Annotated in this window: 12 protein-coding genes; 9 read left to right on the top strand and 3 right to left on the bottom strand. The window is 74.9% G+C overall.

Annotation, left to right across the window (positions count from 1 at the left end; all coding sequences use genetic code 11):
* The first annotated feature begins 14 nt into the window (after positions 1-14).
* Together ACZ51D_RS05190 and ACZ51D_RS05185 are read left to right on the top strand one after the other, a co-directional pair.
* A complete protein-coding gene (locus tag ACZ51D_RS05190; RefSeq protein WP_465661252.1) occupies positions 15-3,488 on the top strand; it encodes an ATP-dependent helicase in 3,474 nt (1,157 codons plus the stop codon).
* Between the two features lie 84 nt (positions 3,489-3,572).
* Complete coding sequence (locus tag ACZ51D_RS05185) at positions 3,573-6,797, top strand: UvrD-helicase domain-containing protein (RefSeq protein WP_465661250.1); 3,225 nt, start codon at positions 3,573-3,575, stop codon at positions 6,795-6,797.
* A 137-nt stretch (positions 6,798-6,934) separates the two neighbouring features.
* Here the strand turns inward: ACZ51D_RS05185 and ACZ51D_RS05180 are convergent, their stop codons facing one another.
* Positions 6,935-7,102 carry a hypothetical protein gene (locus ACZ51D_RS05180; protein ID WP_360500033.1) on the bottom strand — a complete coding sequence of 56 codons (168 nt, stop codon included), beginning with the start codon at positions 7,100-7,102 and terminating at the stop codon, positions 6,935-6,937.
* On the opposite strand from ACZ51D_RS05180, the gene ACZ51D_RS05175 reads away from it, so the two are divergent.
* Positions 7,101-8,225: a PP2C family protein-serine/threonine phosphatase gene (locus ACZ51D_RS05175; RefSeq protein WP_465661248.1), complete on the top strand. Its 1,125-nt coding sequence runs from the start codon at positions 7,101-7,103 to the stop codon at positions 8,223-8,225. The two genes, ACZ51D_RS05180 and ACZ51D_RS05175, sit on opposite strands and share 2 nt — an antisense overlap.
* On the opposite strand, the gene ACZ51D_RS05170 is transcribed toward ACZ51D_RS05175, so the two are convergent.
* On the bottom strand, positions 8,222-9,193 hold the full coding sequence (locus tag ACZ51D_RS05170; RefSeq protein WP_465661246.1) for an endonuclease/exonuclease/phosphatase family protein: 972 nt from the start codon (positions 9,191-9,193) through the stop codon (positions 8,222-8,224). The genes ACZ51D_RS05175 and ACZ51D_RS05170 overlap by 4 nt on opposite strands.
* A 79-nt stretch (positions 9,194-9,272) precedes the next feature.
* Between ACZ51D_RS05170 and ACZ51D_RS05165 the strand changes: the two genes are divergently transcribed.
* The 6 genes from ACZ51D_RS05165 (at position 9,273) to ACZ51D_RS05140 (ending at position 17,218) form a co-directional block, all read left to right on the top strand.
* Positions 9,273-9,920 carry a PadR family transcriptional regulator gene (locus tag ACZ51D_RS05165; protein ID WP_360500041.1) on the top strand — a complete coding sequence of 216 codons (648 nt, stop codon included), beginning with the start codon at positions 9,273-9,275 and terminating at the stop codon, positions 9,918-9,920.
* A gap of 68 nt (positions 9,921-9,988) precedes the next feature.
* The gene (locus tag ACZ51D_RS05160; protein WP_360500044.1) at positions 9,989-10,753 is read left to right on the top strand and encodes an ABC transporter ATP-binding protein; all 765 of its coding nucleotides are present in this window, start codon (positions 9,989-9,991) and stop codon (positions 10,751-10,753) included.
* Positions 10,750-13,623 carry an FtsX-like permease family protein gene (locus ACZ51D_RS05155; protein WP_465661244.1) on the top strand — a complete coding sequence of 958 codons (2,874 nt, stop codon included), beginning with the start codon at positions 10,750-10,752 and terminating at the stop codon, positions 13,621-13,623. The genes ACZ51D_RS05160 and ACZ51D_RS05155 overlap by 4 nt, the downstream gene beginning before the upstream one ends.
* 131 nt (positions 13,624-13,754) lie before the next feature.
* Positions 13,755-15,158: a dipeptidase gene (locus tag ACZ51D_RS05150; RefSeq protein WP_465617485.1), complete on the top strand. Its 1,404-nt coding sequence runs from the start codon at positions 13,755-13,757 to the stop codon at positions 15,156-15,158.
* A gap of 69 nt (positions 15,159-15,227) precedes the next feature.
* On the top strand, positions 15,228-16,169 hold the full coding sequence (gene nudC / locus ACZ51D_RS05145) for an NAD(+) diphosphatase (protein WP_465617487.1): 942 nt from the start codon (positions 15,228-15,230) through the stop codon (positions 16,167-16,169).
* Between the two features lie 209 nt (positions 16,170-16,378).
* Positions 16,379-17,218, top strand: a complete 840-nt coding sequence (locus tag ACZ51D_RS05140; protein ID WP_465617489.1) for a GntR family transcriptional regulator — start codon at positions 16,379-16,381, stop codon at positions 17,216-17,218.
* A gap of 29 nt (positions 17,219-17,247) precedes the next feature.
* Here the strand turns inward: ACZ51D_RS05140 and ACZ51D_RS05135 are convergent, their stop codons facing one another.
* Complete coding sequence (locus ACZ51D_RS05135; protein WP_030236313.1) at positions 17,248-17,505, bottom strand: mycoredoxin; 258 nt, start codon at positions 17,503-17,505, stop codon at positions 17,248-17,250.
* Between the last annotated feature and the right edge of the window lie 45 nt (positions 17,506-17,550).

Here is a 17,550-nt window from a genome sequence, read left to right as displayed (position 1 = left end):
GGATCGTAGGCTCGATGCGGGCGGGCCCCGGCGGGCCCGCCCTGCCATGCCCTGCTCGACCCCAGGACCACTCCGTGACTTCCCCCTACCGGCTCGTGCGCAGCCCGCTCGTCCAGCCCGACCCGCCCGTGCTGGACGCCTACCAGCGCGCCGTGGTCGAGCACGCCGACGGGCCGCTGCTGGTGCTGGCCGGGCCCGGCACCGGCAAGACCACCACCCTGGTCGAGGCGGTCGCCCGGCGGATCGCGGACGGCACCGACCCCGAGCGGATCCTCGTCCTCACCTTCAGCCGCAAGGCCGCGATGGAGCTGCGCGACCGGATGTCCGGCCGGCTCGGCAGCTCCGCCGCCGCCCCGCAGGCCACCACCTTCCACTCCTTCTGCTACGCCCTGCTGCGCGCCCACCAGGACCCGCAGGACTACGCCGAGCCGCTGCGGCTGCTCTCCGGCCCCGAGCAGGACGTCATGGTCCGCGAACTGCTGGCCGGCGGCGCCGAGGACGCCCGCCGCACGGAGTCGACCGGCGGCTCGGCCGCGGGCTCCCGGATCGCCTGGCCGCTGGACCTGCGGGCCTGCCTGACCACCCGCGGCTTCGCCGACGAGGTCCGCGCCGTCCTCGCCCGCAGCCGCGAGCTCGGCCTCGGCGAGGCCGAGCTGGAGCGCTTCGCCCAGGGCGTCCAGCGCCCCGACTGGGCCGCCGCCGCGCACTTCCTCGCCGACTACCTCGACGTGCTCGACCTGCGCGGCGTCCTGGACTACGCCGAACTCGTCCACCGCGCCGTCCTGCTCGCCGAGCGCCCCGAGGTCGAGGAGGAGCTGCGCCGGCGCTACGACGTCGTCTTCGTCGACGAGTACCAGGACACCGACCCCTCCCAGGTCCGGCTGCTGCGCCGGCTCGCCGGCGGCGGCCGCGACCTGGTCGCGGTCGGCGACCCCGACCAGTCGATCTACGCCTTCCGCGGCGCCGACATCAACGGCATCCTCGACTTCCCGCAGACCTTCCGCCGCGCCGACGGCGAACCCGCCGAGGTCAGGGTGCTGAGGGTCTCCCGCCGCTCCGGGGCCCTCCTGCTCGCCGCCTCCCGGGAGATCGCCCGGCGGATGCCGATGGGCCGGCTGCCCGCCGACAAGCTCGCCCAGCACCGCGCCCTGCTGCCCTCCCGCGAGGGCGGCCGGGCCGAGGTCTACACCTACCCGACCCCCGGCGCCGAGCTCGACTCGATCGCCGACCTGCTGCGTCGCGCCCACCTGGAAGACGGCGTGCCCTGGGGCGAGATGGCCGTGCTGGTCCGGGCCGGTGCCCGCTCCATACCGGGCGTGCGGCGGGCGCTCGGCGCGGCCGGCGTCCCGCTGGAGATCGACGGCGACGACCTGCCGCTGCGCGAGGAGCCCGCCGTCGCCCAGCTGCTGCTCGCCCTGCGGGTCTGCGCCCAGCAGGCGGCGTGGCAGGCGGCCCGCGACCGGCACGCCGACACCCATGCCGACACCGACAGCGACGCCGATGCCGACGCCGAGTCCGGGGGCGAGGCCGCCGACACTCCCGACCCGCTCACCACCGACCTGGCGCACGCCCTGCTCACCGGCCCGCTCGGCGGCCTCGACGGCTCCGACCTGCGCCGCCTGGGCCGCGCCCTGCGCGAGGAGGAACGCGCCGCGCTGCGCGCCGACGGCCGCCCCACCGCCGCCCTGCGCCCGGCCGGCGAACTGATCCGCGAGGCCCTCGCCGAACCCGAGCGGCTGGTCGCCCTCGACCCCGCTTACGCCCGCCGCGCCCGCGACCTCGGCACCCTGCTGCGCAAGGTCCGCGAGCTGCTGGCCGGCGGCTGCACCGCCGAGGAGGCGCTCTGGGAGCTGTGGGACGGCAGCCGCCGCTGGCGCGAGCGCCTGGAACGGGCCGCCCTGCGCGGCGGCGCCGGCGGCCGCAACGCCGACCGCGACCTGGACGCGCTGTGCGCCCTGTTCGAGACCGCCGCCCGCGCCGAGGAACAGGTCACCGGCCACCGCAGCGCCCTCGACCTGCTCGCCGAACTCGACGCCCAGGACATCGCCGCCGACACCCTCACCGTCCGGGCCGTGCGCCCCGAAGCCGTCCGGCTGATGACCGCCCACCGCTCCAAGGGCTTGGAGTGGCGCCTGGTCGTCGTCGCCGGCGTCCAGGACGGCCTCTGGCCCGACCTGCGCCGCCGCGGCTCCCTGCTGGAGGCCGACCGGATCGGCCGCGACGGCCTCGCCGAACCGCTCTCCCCGGCCGCCCTGCTCGGCGAGGAGCGCCGCCTCTTCTACGTCGCGGCGACCCGCGCCAAGGAGCGGCTGATCGTCACCGCCGTCAAGGCCCCCGCCGACGACGGCGACGAACCCTCCCGCTTCCTGCGCGAGCTCTACCGGGAGGACGTCGACCCGCGGACCGGCAAGGTGGTGCGCCGCACCCCGCCGGTCACCGTCGAGGACGTCACCCACCGCCCGCGCCGCCCGCTGTCCGTCGCCGCCCTGGTCGCCGAGCTGCGCGCGGTCACCGTCGACCCCGCCCGCACGCCCGAGCTGCGCCGCGCCGCCGCCGAACGGCTCGCCATCCTCGCCGCCGCCACCGACGAGGACGGGCTGCCGCTGGTGCCCGCCGCCCACCCCGAGCGCTGGTGGGGCCTGGACGACCCGACCGCCGCCCCCGAGCCGCTGCGCAGCGCCAACCTGCCGGTGCGGCTGTCCGGCAGCGGCCTGGAGCAGCTGGAGAGCTGCTCGCTGCAGTGGTTCCTGGACAAGGAGGTCAAGGCGCGTGCCGCCGGCTCGGCCGCCCAGGGCTTCGGCAACGTGGTGCACGCGCTCGCCGACGAGGTCGGCTCCGGCCGCACGCCCGCCGACCTCGCCGTCCTCATGGAGCGCCTGGACACCGTCTGGGACGCGCTGGCCTTCGACGCGCCCTGGAAGTCCCACCAGGAGAAGAGCGAGGCCCGGGCCGCCCTGGAGCGCTTCCTCAACTGGCACGTCCTGGAACGCGGCCGGGACGTGGTCGCCACCGAGCACGGCTTCGACGTCACCCTCGACGTCGGCGGCGTCTCGGTGCGCATCCGCGGCTCGATGGACCGGGTCGAGAAGGACGCGGCCGGGCGCGCCTACGTGGTCGACTTCAAGACCGGCAAGCAGATCCCCACCGACAAGTCCCTGCCCGAGCACAAGCAGCTCGCCGTCTACCAGCTCGCCGTCCGGGCCGGCGCCCTCAACGAGCTGCCCGGCTTCGCCGAACACCCCCCGGCCACCGGCGGCGCCGAACTGGTCCACCTGCGCGAGCCCGCCGCCAAGGCCTCCCGGGACGCCCCCAAGGTGCAGCGGCAGGAGCCTCCGGAGGGCGAGCCGTGGATCGAGGGCCTGCTCGCCGAGGCCGCCGGGAAGGTCCTCGCCGAGCGCTTCGTCCCGCAGACGGGCGGCGGCTGCGACCGCTGCGCCTTCCGCCGCAGCTGCTCGGCCCAGCGGGACGGGGCGCAGCTGGTCGAGTAGCGGGCCCGCGCGGCCTGCGGACCCTGCGGACCCTGCGGACCCGGTGAGGCGAGGCTTGTCCGTCGCTCCGGTTACGGTTGCGGGGTGACCGCCGTGCTCAGCCATCCCGACCAGCTCAAGGAGCTGCTGGGGATCCCGTTCAACCGGGAGCAGATGGCGGCCATCGGCGCGCCCCTGGAGCCGGCCGTGATCGTGGCCGGCGCCGGCTCCGGCAAGACCACGGTGATGGCCGCCCGGGTCGTCTGGCTGGTCGGCTCCGGCGCCGTACGGCCCGAGGAGGTGCTCGGCCTCACCTTCACCAACAAGGCCGCCGGCGAGCTCTCCGAACGGGTCCGCGCCGCCCTGCTGAGGGCCGGCGTCGCGGACCGGGACGGCGGCGAACCGCTCGGCGACCCGGAGATCTCCACCTACCACGCCTTCGCCGGCCGCCTCCTCAAGGAGCACGGCCTGCGGATCGGCATCGAGCCGGACGTCCGGCTGCTCGCCGACGCCACCCGCTTCCAGCTCGCCGCCAAGGTGCTGCGCACCGCCCGCGGCCCGTTCCCCGCGCTCACCGGCACCTTCGCCAACCTGGTCGCCGACCTCACCGCGCTGGACGGCGAACTCGCCGAGCACCTCGTCGAGCCACAGGCCCTGCGCGACTTCGACGAGGAGCTGCTGGACACCCTCGCCACCGTCAAGCTGACCAACGACGACCTGCGGGCCGTCCCGGCCACCGCCCGGGCCCGGCTGGAGCTGCTGCGCCTGGTCGAGGACTACCGGCGCCGCAAGCGCTCCGCCGGGCTGATGGACTTCGGCGACCAGATAGCCGCCGCCGCCCGTCTCGCCCAGCAGCGCCCCGAGGTCGGCGAGCTGCTGCGCGGCCAGTTCCGGGTCGTGCTGCTGGACGAGTACCAGGACACCTCGGTCGCCCAGCGCCTGATGCTCGCCGGGCTCTTCGGGGCCGGCCCCGAGGGTGCGGGCAGCGGCCACCCGGTGACCGCCGTCGGCGACCCCTGCCAGGCGATCTACGGCTGGCGCGGCGCCTCCGTCGCCAACCTCGACGAGTTCCCCCGGCACTTCCCCAAGGCCGACGGCCGCCCCGCCGAGCGCTACGCGCTCAGCGAGAACCGCCGCAGCGGCGGGCGCCTGCTCGCCTTCGCCAACACCCTCGCCGCGCCGCTGCGGGGGATGCACGAGGGCGTCGAGGCGCTGCGCCCGGCGCCCGGCGCCGAGCGGGACGGCTTCGTGCGGACGGCGCTGCTGCCCACCCACGCCGAGGAGGTCGACTGGCTCGCCGACTCGATCGCCCACCTGGTGCGCACCGGCACCGCGCCCGGCCGGATCGCCGTGCTGTGCCGGGGCGGCGCCGCCTTCCCGGACATCCACGCGGCGCTGGTCGCCCGCGAGGTGCCGGTCGAGGTGGTCGGCCTCGGCGGGCTGCTGCAACTGCCCGAGGTGGCCGACCTGGTGGCGGTCTGCGAGGTGCTGCAGGACCCGACCGCGAACGCCGCGCTGGTGCGCCTCCTGGTCGGCCCGCGCTGGCGGATCGGCCCGCGCGACCTCGCGCTGCTCGGCCGCCGGGCCGCCGAGCTGGTCCGCACCGACCGGCCCGAGGACGTCGAGGCGCTGGCCGCCGCCGTCGCCGAGGCCGATCCGACCGAGGTGGTGTCGCTGGCCGACGCGGTGGAGAGCTTCCTGGACTCCCCGTTCGGCGAGGAGGGGAAGCCCGACGACCTGCCGTTCTCCGCCGAGGCGCGGGTGCGCTTCGCCCGTCTCGCCCAGGAGTTGCGCGAGCTGCGCCGCTCGCTGGCCGACCCGCTGATGGACGTGCTGCACCGGGTGCTGGCGGTCACCGGCCTGGAGGTCGAGCTCGCCGCCTCCCCGCAGGCCCTGGCCGCCCGGCGGCGGGAGACCCTGCACGCCTTCCTGGACGTCGCCGCCTCCTTCGCCGACCTCGACGGCGACCCGGGCCTCGCCGCCTTCCTCGGCTTCCTGCGCGCCGCCCAGGAGTACGAGCGCGGCCTGGACAGCAGCCTGCCCGGCGGCGAGGACACCGTGAAGGTGCTCACCGCGCACAAGTCCAAGGGCCTGGAGTGGGACGTGGTCGCCGTCCCCGGCCTGGTACGGGGAGCGTTCCCCTCCTCGACCCCGCGCGAACGCTGGACCAGCGCCAAGCGTGTGCTTCCGCACGCCCTGCGCGGCGACGCGGCCACCCTGCCCGACGTGCGCGGCGGGTGGAACAGCAGGACGATGACCGCCTTCAGGAAGGAGCTGGCCGAGCACTCCGCCACCGAGGAACTGCGCCTCGGCTACGTCGCGTTCACCCGCCCCCGCTCGCTGCTGCTGGCCTCCGGTCACTGGTGGGGGCCGAGCCAGAAGACCGTCCGCGGTCCGTCCGCCTTCCTGGAGGAGCTGCGCGAGCACTGCGAGCAGGCCGGCGCGGGCGAGGTCGAGCACTGGGCCGAGCAGCCGGAGAAGGGCGCCGAGAACCCGGCGCTGACCACCTCCGTCGACCGGCCCTGGCCCCTGCCGCTGGACCCGGCCGCGCAGCACGCCCGCCGCCGGGTCGCCGGGGTGGTGCGAGCCCGCCTGGCCGGTGCGCCCGCCCCCGAACCGGAGCCGATGGCCGCCGAGGACCAGCGCCAGCTGGCCTCCTGGGACCGCGATCTGACCGCGCTGCTGGGCGAGTTGGAGCGCTCCCGGCGCACCGCGCGCGAGGTGCCGCTGCCCGCCGCGCTGTCCGCCACCCAACTGCTTCGCCTGGCCGCCGACCCGGACGGCTTCGCGCGCGACCTGGCCCGCCCGATGCCGCGCCCCCCGCAGCCCGCCGCCCGGCGCGGCACCCGCTTCCACGCCTGGGTGCAGGGCCGGATCGAGCCGCTGCTGCTGATCGAGCCCGGCGCGCTGCCCGGCGCGGACGACGACGGCATCGAGGACGAGCAGGACCTGGAGCGGCTCAAGGAGGCGTTCCTGCGCACCCCGTACGCGCAGCGCAAGCCCTACCGGGTCGAGGCGCCGTTCCAACTGGTGCTGGCGGGGCGGGTGGTGCGCGGCCGGATCGACGCGGTCTACCGTGACGGTGACGTGGTGTCAGGATCCGGTGGTGTGTCACGCTACGAAGTGGTCGACTGGAAGACCCATCGCGAGGAGACCGCGGACCCGTTGCAGCTCGCGGTCTACCGGCTGGCCTGGGCCGAGCAGATGGGCGTTGATCCCGAGCAGGTCACGGCTTCGTTCCTGTACGTCCGCAGCGGGCGGATCGTCCGTCCGGCAGGACTTCCCGACCGAAAAGAGTTGGAACGGCTCCTGATCGGGAACAGTGACTAATGAGTCACGCAGAGCATCCAAGTCATCACGCCAGTGCCCGAAACCTGTGCGTCGTGCACGTTTCGCGCCTATTGTGGGGTCGGTAACCGGTCAACCCCCGTGCTCCGGCCGCCAGCGAGGCCCGTATTCCCTAACCCTCAGTCATCACCGCAGGTGCCCCCGGCATCGGCGCCTTCTGCTGGAGAACCGAAGTTGAGCGCGACCGGATGGATCAGAGAGCGGTTCACCGGGCCGACCCCGGGTCCCGCTCCGAACACGACCGGCACCTGGCCGAGGACGGCGCTGGCGCTGCCGTTCATCGGCATGGCGCTGATCGTCGTCCTCGACTACCTCAGCGGCACCGGGGTGACGGTCGAACCCGCCCTCACCGCCGTGCCCGCGCTGGCCGCCGTGGTCAGCCGCCGCACCTGGTACCCGTTCGTCATCGGCCTGTGCGCCGAGGCGGCGGCCTTCCTGATGGCCTTCCGCAGCGACACGCTCGGCTCGTCCGTGCACGCCGCCAGCGTCATCGCCATCCTGCTCGTCGCCATGATCGGCTGGGTCAGCGCCACCCTGAGGCTGCGCCAGGAACGGGCGCTGGCCGACGCCCAGCTGGTCGCCTCGATCGCCCGCCGGGTCCTGCTGCGGCCCGTCCCCGAGCGGGTCGGCACCGTCCGGGCCGCCGTCCACTACGAGGCCGCCGCCGCGCACGCCCGCATCGGCGGCGACCTCTACGAGGTGGTCAACACCCGGCACGGCGTACGGGCCGTGGTCGGCGACGTGCGCGGCAAGGGCCTCGGCGCGGTCGAGACGGCCGCCGCCGTGCTCGGCGCCTTCCGCGAGGCCGCCCACCAGGAGCCCGCGCTGGACCGGGTGGCCGGCTGGCTGGCCGTCAGCCTCGACCGCGCCCTGCACGAGAACGACCACCCGGGGGTGGAGGAGGAGTTCGTCACCCTGGTGCTGATCGGCGTCGGGCCCGACGGCGCCGCCGAGATCGTCAACTGCGGGCACCCCGCGCCGCTGCTGCTGCGCGGCGGCGAGGTCCGCCCGCTCGAACTCGCCGAGACCGTGCCGCCGCTGGGCGTCCTCGACCCGGCCGACGTCCGCCCGCCGGTCCACCGGGTGTCGCTGCAGGGCGACGACCGGGTGCTGCTGTTCACCGACGGGGTGATCGAGGCCCGCGATCGCGCGGGCGCCTTCTACCCGCTCGCCGAACGGTTCCCGCGCTGCGCCGACGGTCGTCCCGCCGACGTCCTGCAGCGCCTGCACGAGGACGTGGTGCGGCACGTCGGACGCCAGCTCGGTGACGACGCGGCCATGCTGCTCCTGCAGTACGACCCGGCCCCGACGGCCGGCATCCACGTCCCGCAGCAGGCCGGGGTCCTGACGCGGCAGCTGCCCCAGAGAACGCTGGAGCGAGAACCCCAGGGCTTGTCTGACAAGCCCTAGAGCGACACCTCGACCAGCAGTGGCCGGTGGTCCGACACCGCCGCGCGCGGCGCCGCGGCCGGGCCCACCGCCGTGCGCGGCACGCCGATCGCCAGCACGTGGTCGAACTGCACCGCCGGCCGGTGCGAGGGGTACGTCGGCGTGCGCGCCAGGTCGTACCAGCCCTGCAGGCGGGGCCGCGGCTCGCGCACCCGCCGCCGGCGCGGCTCGGCCAGGAGCGGCCGGGCCCGCCGGCTCGCCCGCAGCTCCCGCACCCGCGCCCTGGGCGCGGTGCGCTCCAGCGCCGTCGCCCCGCCGAGCACCGTGCGCGGCACCGCGCCCACCAGGTTGAAGTCGCCCAGCACCAGGTACGGCTGCGGCAGGTCGGCGATCCACCGCCGGATGCCCGCCAGCTGCGCCATGTTCCAGCCCGGCACGAAGGACAGGTGTGCCGCGACCACGGTGAACGGCCCGCGATCGCCCTCCAGCACCGCCGCCAGCGCGGCCCGCGGCTCGTCCGGCACCGGGGTCAGTCCGCGCCGCCCGGCCACCCGCAGCGGCAGCCCGAACGGCGCCGGGGCGAAGCGCCGGGCCCGCCAGTGCCGTACCGGGAGCCGGGTCAGCAGGGCCGTCCCGTACGAGGGCGGGGCGTCGTCGCCGACTTCGCCCGGCCCGTACACCCGCAGGCCGTCGGGCCCGGACGGATCCGGCAGCCAGCCCGCCACCGGTGCCGGGCGGCCGTGCAGTGCGGCGGCGAAGCGCCAGTCCTTCGCGCCCATCGCCGCGGCCGCCACCGCCGCCTGGTCGGTGCCGCCGGAGCGCGCCTGGCGCCGGTCCACCTCCTGGAGCGCCAGTACGTCGGCGTCCAGCGCGGCCACCGCCGCGGCCAACGGCTCGCCGGCGTCGGCCGGATAGGGCCGCGGCGTGCCGTCCGGGGCGAGCGGCTGACCGTGCAACAGGTTGAAGGTGGCGATGCGCAACTGGCTCACACCGCACGACGGTACCCGGTCGCCGGGGGAGGGGGGTGCGGGTTGAGACGGCAGGGCATACCGGGTATACATACTGAGTATGTCCATCCGTCACGGTCTGCTCGCCCTGCTCGACCAGGGCCCTCGCTACGGCTACCAACTGCGCACCGAGTTCGAGGCGCGCACCGGCGCCACCTGGCCACTCAACGTCGGGCAGGTCTACACCACGCTTTCCCGGCTGGAACGCGACGGCCTGGTCGAGCCCGCCGGGGAGGACGGGGAGGGCCACCAGTTCTACGCCGTCACCGAGGCCGGCCGCACCGAGCTGCGCGCCTGGTTCGACACCCCGGTACCCCGGACCAACCCGCCGCGCGACGAACTGGCGATCAAGCTCGCCATGGCCGTCACCGTCCCGGGGGTGGACGTCTCCGCCGTCGTCCAGGGGCAGCGCCGGCACAGCATCAAGGCGCTGCAGGACTACACCCGGCTCAAGGGCCGCGCCCTCGCCGGCGCCCCTCGGCCCGGTGAGGGGGGCCGGCCGGGCGCGGTGCCCTCGGCGAGCAACGACCTCGCCTGGCTGCTCGTCCTGGACCAGCTGATCTTCCAGACCGAAGCCGAGATCCGCTGGCTCGACCACTGCGAGACCCGGCTCGCCCAGCAGGCCGAACTCCTGCAGACCCGTACCGCCGAGGCCGCCCGCGACGGCGGTGCCGCACCCGCCAAACGCGGCCGCCGCCTGCGCACCTGAGCGCCCCGGCACCGAACCACCGGCCCGGGCCCCGACCCCGGGCCCACACCCAGTACTAGGGGGGAATCGTGTCCCACACCCAAGAGTCCCGGCAGGCGCCGGTGCTGCACCTGGAGGACGTCACCCGCGTCCACGGCCACGGCGCGGCCGAGGTCCAGGCCCTGCGCGGCGTCGACCTCAAGGTCCACCCCGGCGAGTTCGTCGCCGTCATGGGCCCCTCCGGCTCCGGCAAGTCGACCCTGCTGACGCTGGCCGGCGGCCTCGACAGCCCGAGCACCGGCCGGGTCCTGGTCGAGGGCGTCGCCCTCGGCGACCTCAACCGCAAGCGGCTCGCCCAGGTCCGCCGCCGCTCCGTCGGCTACGTGTTCCAGGACTACAACCTGATACCGGCCCTCACCGCCGCCGAGAACATCTCGCTGCCGCGCGAACTCGACGGCCTGTCGGCCCGCGCGGCCCGCCGCGAGGCCCTCGCCGCCCTGGAGGAACTCGGCATCCCCGAACTCGCCGACCGCTTCCCCGACGACATGTCCGGCGGCCAGCAGCAGCGGGTGGCCATCGCCCGCGCCCTGATCGGCGACCGCCGCCTGGTCCTCGCCGACGAACCCACCGGCGCGCTCGACTCCACCACCGGCGAGGCCGTCCTCGCCGTCCTGCGCGCCCGCTGCGACGCCGGCGCCGCCGCCATGATGGTCACCCACGAGGCCCGGCACGCCGCCTGGGCCGACCGCGTCGTCTTCCTGCGCGACGGCCGGATGGTCGACGAGTCCGTCAGCCAGGACGCCGCCAGCCTCCTGGTCAGCGCCGCCACCAACAGCATGAAGGTGGACGAGTGAAGCTCAGCGCCTGGCGGGTCGCCCTGCGCATCGCCCGCCGTGACGCCCTGCGCGCCAAGGGCCGCAGCGCCCTGGTCATCGCCATGGTCGCCCTGCCCGTCCTCGGTGTCACCGGCGCCGACGTGGTCTTCCGCAGCGCCGATCTCACGCCCGTCGAACACGCGGTACGGGTCATGGGCCAGGCCGCCGGCGCACTGGAGATGGTCGAACGCGGCTCCTCGGTCCAGCAGGCGCCCGACCCGGACACGGGGTTCACCATCCAGAACCCCAAGGACACCGCCAAGGATGGCGCCGCTCCCCAGGTCACCCCCGCGCAGCAGCGCGCCCTGGACACCGCACCCGCCGACCTGGCCCGGCAACTGCTCCCGGCCGGCGCCACCCTCGTGCCCGAACGGCAGGGCCCGTACACCGCGGCGAGCAGCACCGAGGGCCTGCTCAGCACCCGCGTCAGCGAGGCCGACCTGACCGACCCGGTCTGGAACGGCCGGATGAACCGGGTCAAGGGCCGCGCCCCCACGGGCGACCGCGAGGCCGCCGTCACCCCGGACTTCCTCAGGCGCTCCGGACTCAAGCTCGGCGACCGGACCGCCGTCCGCGGGTTGGAGGGCACCCCCTTCACGATCACCGGCGTCTACGAGTACCCCGGCGAACTGAACGGCACCGAACTCATCGCCCGCCCCGGCGCCGTCATCGACCAGCTCGCCAAGACCCCCGGCGCCACCCGCGGCCCGGCCGGCGGCACCGGTGAGCCCACCCGCTGGCTGGTCAAGCTCCCCGGCGGCGCCGGCCTCGACTGGCACAAGGTCACCGAACTCAACGAGTACGGCTTCAACCTCACCTCCCGCGCCGTCCTGATCGACCCGCCGGCCCGCGCCGACGTCCCGTACTACGTCGAACAGGACCGGCACCAGGTCGGCGACACCGCGTACTTCAACCAGACCGGCGTCGTCATCCTCGCCACCGTCGTCGGCATGGCCCTGCTGGAGATCGTCCTCCTCGCGGGCCCCGCCTTCGCCGTCGGGGCCCGGCGCTCCCGGCGGCAGCTGGGCCTGCTCGCCGCCGCCGGTGGTGAGCGCGCCAACGTCCGCGCCGTCGTCCTCGGCGGGGGCATCGTCCTCGGCGTCACCGGCGCTGTGGTCGGCCTCGGTCTCGGCGTCGGCCTGGCCGCGCTGCTGCGCACCCAGGCCGAGGAGTCCTCCGGTCGGCGCTTCGGCCACTTCGCCGTCCAGCCGCTCGACCTGTTCGGCGTGCTCCTGGTCGGCCTGGTCACCGGTCTGCTCGCGGCCGTCGTGCCCGCCGTCCAGGCCTCCCGCCAGGACGTCGTATCCGCGCTCACCGGCCGGGACTCGCTCAAGCCGCCGAGCCGCAAGCTCGCCGTGCTCGGCCTGGTGATGCTCGGCGGCGGTGCCGCCCTCGCGCTGTTCGGTGCCACCAGCGGCAACCGCAGCCTCGCCGTCCTCGGCGGCTCGGCCATCGCCGAACTCGGCATGGTCGCGCTCACGCCCTACCTGGTCGGCCTCTTCGGCCGGCTCGGCCGCTGGCTCTCGCTCGGCCCCCGGCTCGCCCTGCGCGACTCGGTGCGCCACCGCGGCCGCACCGCGCCCGCCGTCGCCGCCGTCATGGCCGCCGTCGCCGGCTCCGTCGCCGTCAGCGTGTACACCGCCAGCTTCGAGGAGCAGTACCGGCGCGAGTACGTCGCCCACGGTCCCGCCGGTGCCGTCCTGCTCGGCACCGGCTGGCTGTCCGCTGCCGACACCAAGCTGCTGCCGCAGATGCGCGAGGCCGTCGAACGCGGCATCCCGGACCTCGGCCCGCGCGCCGACGTCCAGAGCGTGCACTACAAGGAGAGCTGCTCCGACGACGGGGGGTGCGGCTACATCAGCGTCGAGGTGCCCAAGGAGATGCGCTGCCCCGTCACCGACACGGACCGCGCGTTCGGTCCCGGCGAGGTCGAGCGGATCCTGCAGACAGACAAGCGCTGCCAGACCAACAACCGCCGCGGCAGCCCCTACAGCCCGCTGTCGGCCGGCGACGCCACCCTGCTGCACAACCTCTACGGCGTCACCGACCCGGCCGCCGGCCAGGCCCTCGCGGCCGGCAAGGCCGTGGTCTTCGACGCCCGGTACCTCAAGGACGGCAAGGTCGCGCTGCAGTACACCGAACCGGTCTCCTTCAGCTCGTACACCGCGGGCGGCAGCGCCGACAAGAAGCCCGTCCGGCACGAGATCGCCGTCGACGCGGTCCTCGCGGACGCCACGCTGCCCGCCCCCGGGCAGGCCGTGATCAGCCCGGACACCGCGGCCGCGCTCGGGTTCACCACCTCGGTGGCCGGCTCGGTCTGGCTGCCCGGCACCGTGCCCTCCGACGGCGCCCAGCAGAAGGCCGACGGCGCGCTCGCCAAGATCAGCGACCGCGACGTCCTCACCGTCGAGCGCGGCTACCAGTCCCAGGCCGATCTCGTCACTCTCGGCCTGAGCGTCTTCGCCGGCCTGGTCGCCCTGGGCGCCGCCGGCATCGCCACGGGACTGGCCGCCGCCGACTCCCAGCGCGACCTGACCACCCTCGCGGCGGTCGGCGCCGAGCCGCGCATCCGCCGCTCGCTGTCCGGCTTCCAGTGCGGCGTGATCGCCGCCATGGGCGCCCTGCTCGGCGTGGTCTGCGGCGTCGTGCCGGGCGTGGCACTGCGCAAGGTCGAGGGAGCGGCGCGCAGCTACCCCGGCATGAGCCCGGAGGAGATCGCCAACGGCGCGACCGTGGTCTTCCCCTGGCTGACCATCGGAGCCACCGTCGTGGTGCTCCCGCTGCTCGCGGCCGGCCTGGCGGCGGTGCTCACCCGCTCGCGGATCACGATGCTGCGCCGCTCGGGCTGAGGCCCGCACCCCCTCCGTCACCCCCGTCCGCGCCCGTGCGCGGCGGGGGTGACGGAGGTTACAGCCCCGGGAACGCCCCTGAGCCGGAGGGCCGGGGCGGGCACCCGCACGGGCGAACTACAGTCGTCGGTATGACGAGTACCCCGGACAGCGTCGTCCGCTCCTACATCGACCGGCACCAGGCCGCCTTCCTCGAAGACCTCTCCGCGTGGCTGGCCATCCCGTCGGTCTCCGCCGACCCGGCCCGGGCCGGCGACGTGCGGCGCTCCGCCGAGTGGCTGGTCGGCAAGCTGCGCGACACCGGCTTCCCGGTCGCCGAGGTGTGGGAGACCGACGGCCTGCCGGCGGTGTTCGCCGAGTGGCCCTCCGGGGACGCGTCCGCGCCGACCGTCCTGGTCTACGGGCACCACGACGTGCAGCCCGCCGCCCAGGAGGACGGCTGGGACACCGAGCCGTTCACCCCGACCGTGGTCGGCGACCGGCTGTACGCGCGCGGCGCCGCCGACGACAAGGGCCAGGTGTTCTTCCACACCCTGGGCGTGCGGGCCCACCTGGCCGCGACCGGCCGCACCGCGCCGGCCGTCAACCTCAAGCTGCTGATCGAGGGTGAAGAGGAGTCCGGTTCGCCGAACTTCGCCGACCTGGTCCGCCGCGAGGCCGACCGGCTGGCCGCCGACGTGGTCGTCATCTCCGACACCGGCATGTGGTCCGCGTCCACGCCGACCGTCTGCACCGGCATGCGCGGCCTCGCCGACGCCCAGATCGACCTGTACGGGCCGGACACCGACATCCACTCCGGTTCCTTCGGCGGCGCCGTCCCCAACCCCGCCCAGGTCGCGGCCGAGCTGGCCGCCGCCCTGCACGACGCCGACCGCAAGGTGGCGGTCCCGGGCTTCTACGACGGCGTGATCGAGCTGACCGACCGCGAGCGCGAGCTGTTCGCCGAGCTGCCGTTCGACGAGGAGCAGTGGCTGGAGGTCGCCAAGTCGTCCGGCACCCGCGGCGAGGCCGGCTACTCCACCCTGGAGCGGATCTGGGCCCGCCCGACCGCCGAGGTCAACGGGATCTGGGGCGGCTACACCGGCCCCGGCGGCAAGACCATCGTCCCCGCGTCGGCGCACCTCAAGCTGTCCTTCCGGCTGGTCGCCGGGCAGGAGGTGGAGAAGGTCCGCGAGGCGGTGCGGTCCTGGGTGGCCGAGCGGGTGCCCGCGGGCGTCCGGTACGAGTTGGTCTTCCCGGGCGCGACCCGGCCCTGCCTGACCCCGCTGGACCACCCGGCGCTGCAGTCCACCGTCCGCGCGATGGGGCGGGCCTTCGGGCAGAAGATCCTCTTCACCCGCGAGGGCGGCTCCGGCCCCGCCGCCGACCTGCAGGACGTGCTGGGCGCGCCGGTGCTGTTCCTCGGCATCTCGGTGCCCTCGGACGGCTGGCACTCGGTCAACGAGAAGGTCGAACTCGACCTGCTGGCCAAGGGCGTGGAGACGGCCGCGTACCTGTGGGGCGACCTGGCCGAGAACTTCCGGCCCGGCGCGTGAGCGAGGGGCCGCGCACCGAGGCTGTCAGATCACTCATCCGGATGATTCACCACGTGGGGATGGAACGACGTGAGCACCGTGCCTGAGACCGAGCGCCCGCTGCACCTGGTACTGGCCCGGGCCGGGGTGGACCGGGCGGCCGAGCACCGGTTCGACGAGCCCTGGCTGGCGGCGGCCTGGAGCCACCCGAACACCCGGGTGCTGCCGATCGCCGGCGGCGAGGCGTTCGTCGTCGACACCGCGCAGGGCACCGAACTGGTGCTGCTGCCCTCCTTCGAGGCGCCGCAGGGCGGCGACCGGTACTTCCTCGGCACCGACCGGGACGGCGTCTCGTACTTCGCGCTGGCCGGCGAGAGCCTGCCCGGGCGCCTGGACGGCGACGCCCGTCCGGCCGGGCTGCGCGAGGTCGGCGGGCTGCTGTCCGACCGCGACGCCGGGCTGCTGGTGCACGCCGTCGCGCTGGAGCACTGGCACCGGCTGCACAGCTTCTGCTCGCGCTGCGGGCACCCGACCGAGAAGGCCGGCGCCGGGCACGTGCGGCGCTGCACCTCCTGCGCGGCCGAGCACTACCCGCGCACCGACCCGGCGGTGATCATGGTGATCACCGACGAGGAGGACCGCTGCCTGCTCGGCCGTCAGGCGCTGTGGCCGGAGGGCCGCTGGTCGACCCTGGCCGGCTTCGTCGAGCCGGGGGAGTCCATCGAGCAGGCGGTGGCCCGCGAGGTGCACGAGGAGGCGGGTGTGCAGGTCGGCGAGGTGCACTACGTCGCCAGCCAGCCGTGGCCGTTCCCGTCCAGCCTGATGCTCGGCTTCACGGGCAAGGCGCTGCCGGGCGGCACCGAGATCACCGTGGACGGCGAGGAGCTGGCCGAGGCGCGCTGGTTCTCCCGCGAGGAGCTGCGGGCCGGGATGGAGGCGGGCGAGATCCTGCCACCGTCCGGAATCTCGATCGCGCGGCACCTGGTCGAGCTCTGGTACGGCGAGCCGCTGCCGTCGGCGGCGCGCTGGTAATTCCGTACGAAAAGGGGGCGTGCGGCCAATGCCGCGCGCCCCCTTTTTTCTTTCCGATCCCTTTCCGGATTCCTCACAACCGGATGTTCGTATCCGGACGGGCCAGGTCTGCTACCGGAAGGCGCCTGCGGATCCCCGTCGTCAACCCGCACGGACGACATTGCCGGAAACGGCTGAAACCGTGTCACCGAGCTCGCTACATTCACTCGGTGACAATCCCCCGGGGCACCGCCCAATCCCCCAAATACCAGCGCCTCGCCGCCGACCTGCGCCGTCGGATCGCCGAGGGCGAGTTCACCGCCGACGCCGCCCTGCCGGTCGAGAGCGAACTGGAGCGCCAGTACGGCGTCGCCCGCAACACCGTCCGCCTCGCCGTCGACGTCCTGGTCAACGAGGGCCGGCTGGTCCGGCTCCAGGGCAAGGGCACCTACCTGCGCGAACACCCGGTCCTGGACCACCACGCCTACGGACCCACGCCGGCCCCCGCGCCGCGCGACTGCCTGGCCGGGCCCTCCGACGTCTACCTCGGCGAGGCCGCCGAAGCCGGGCGCGAACTCAGCACCGACTTCGAGATGATGATCGTCCGGGCCCGGGTCGACATCGCCGAACGGCTCGGACTGCGCCCCGGCGAGGCCATCGTGGTCCGCCGCCAGCTGCGGCTGCTCGACCGCGAGCCGTACTCCATCGAGGAGAGCCACTACCGGGCCGGCCTGGCCGCCGGCACCCCGCTGATGGAACCCGACCCCGTCGAGGGCGGCGACGAGGCCGTGCTCGCCACCCTCGGACGCACCGAGATCGGTGCCGTCGACCACCTCGTCGCCCGGATGCCCGGCCCCGAGGAGGCCCAGTGGTTCCAGGGCGGCCCCGGCGTGCCGCTCGTGGTGCAGACCCGCGTCACCTACGACCGGCGCGGGCCCGTCCGGGTCATCGAGACCCGCTACTCGGCCGACCGCAGCCGGCTCGTCTACGGCGTCGGCGACCTCGGCGCGCGCACCACCCTGCCCGCGCCCGCCGCGCCCGTCGACCCCGCCCGGGCCGACGCGACGTGACGCGCGCCGGCCCGGGCGACCCGGCCGGATCAGGCCGCCAGGGCCTTCTTGACCTGCAACAGGCTCGGGTTGGTCATCACGACCCGCTCGCCGCCGCCCACCGGCGTCACCAGCACCGTCGGCACCGTCTGGTTGCCGTTGTTCACGGACTCGACGAAGGACGCCGAGGCCGGGTCCTCCTCGATGTTGATCTCGGTGTAGCCGATGCCTTCACGGTCCAGCTGGCTCTTGAGTCGGTTGCAGTACCCACACCAGGTCGTGCTGTACATCGTCACGGTGCCGGACATCGAGGGGGCTCCTTCGAAAGAGAGGTGCGTACGGTCTCCGGAGGG

The sequence above is a fragment of the Kitasatospora sp. NPDC033851 genome (genome assembly GCF_055576085.1).
Note: the sequence above shows the minus strand (reverse complement) of the source record. Positions and strands in the feature narration are given on the sequence as shown.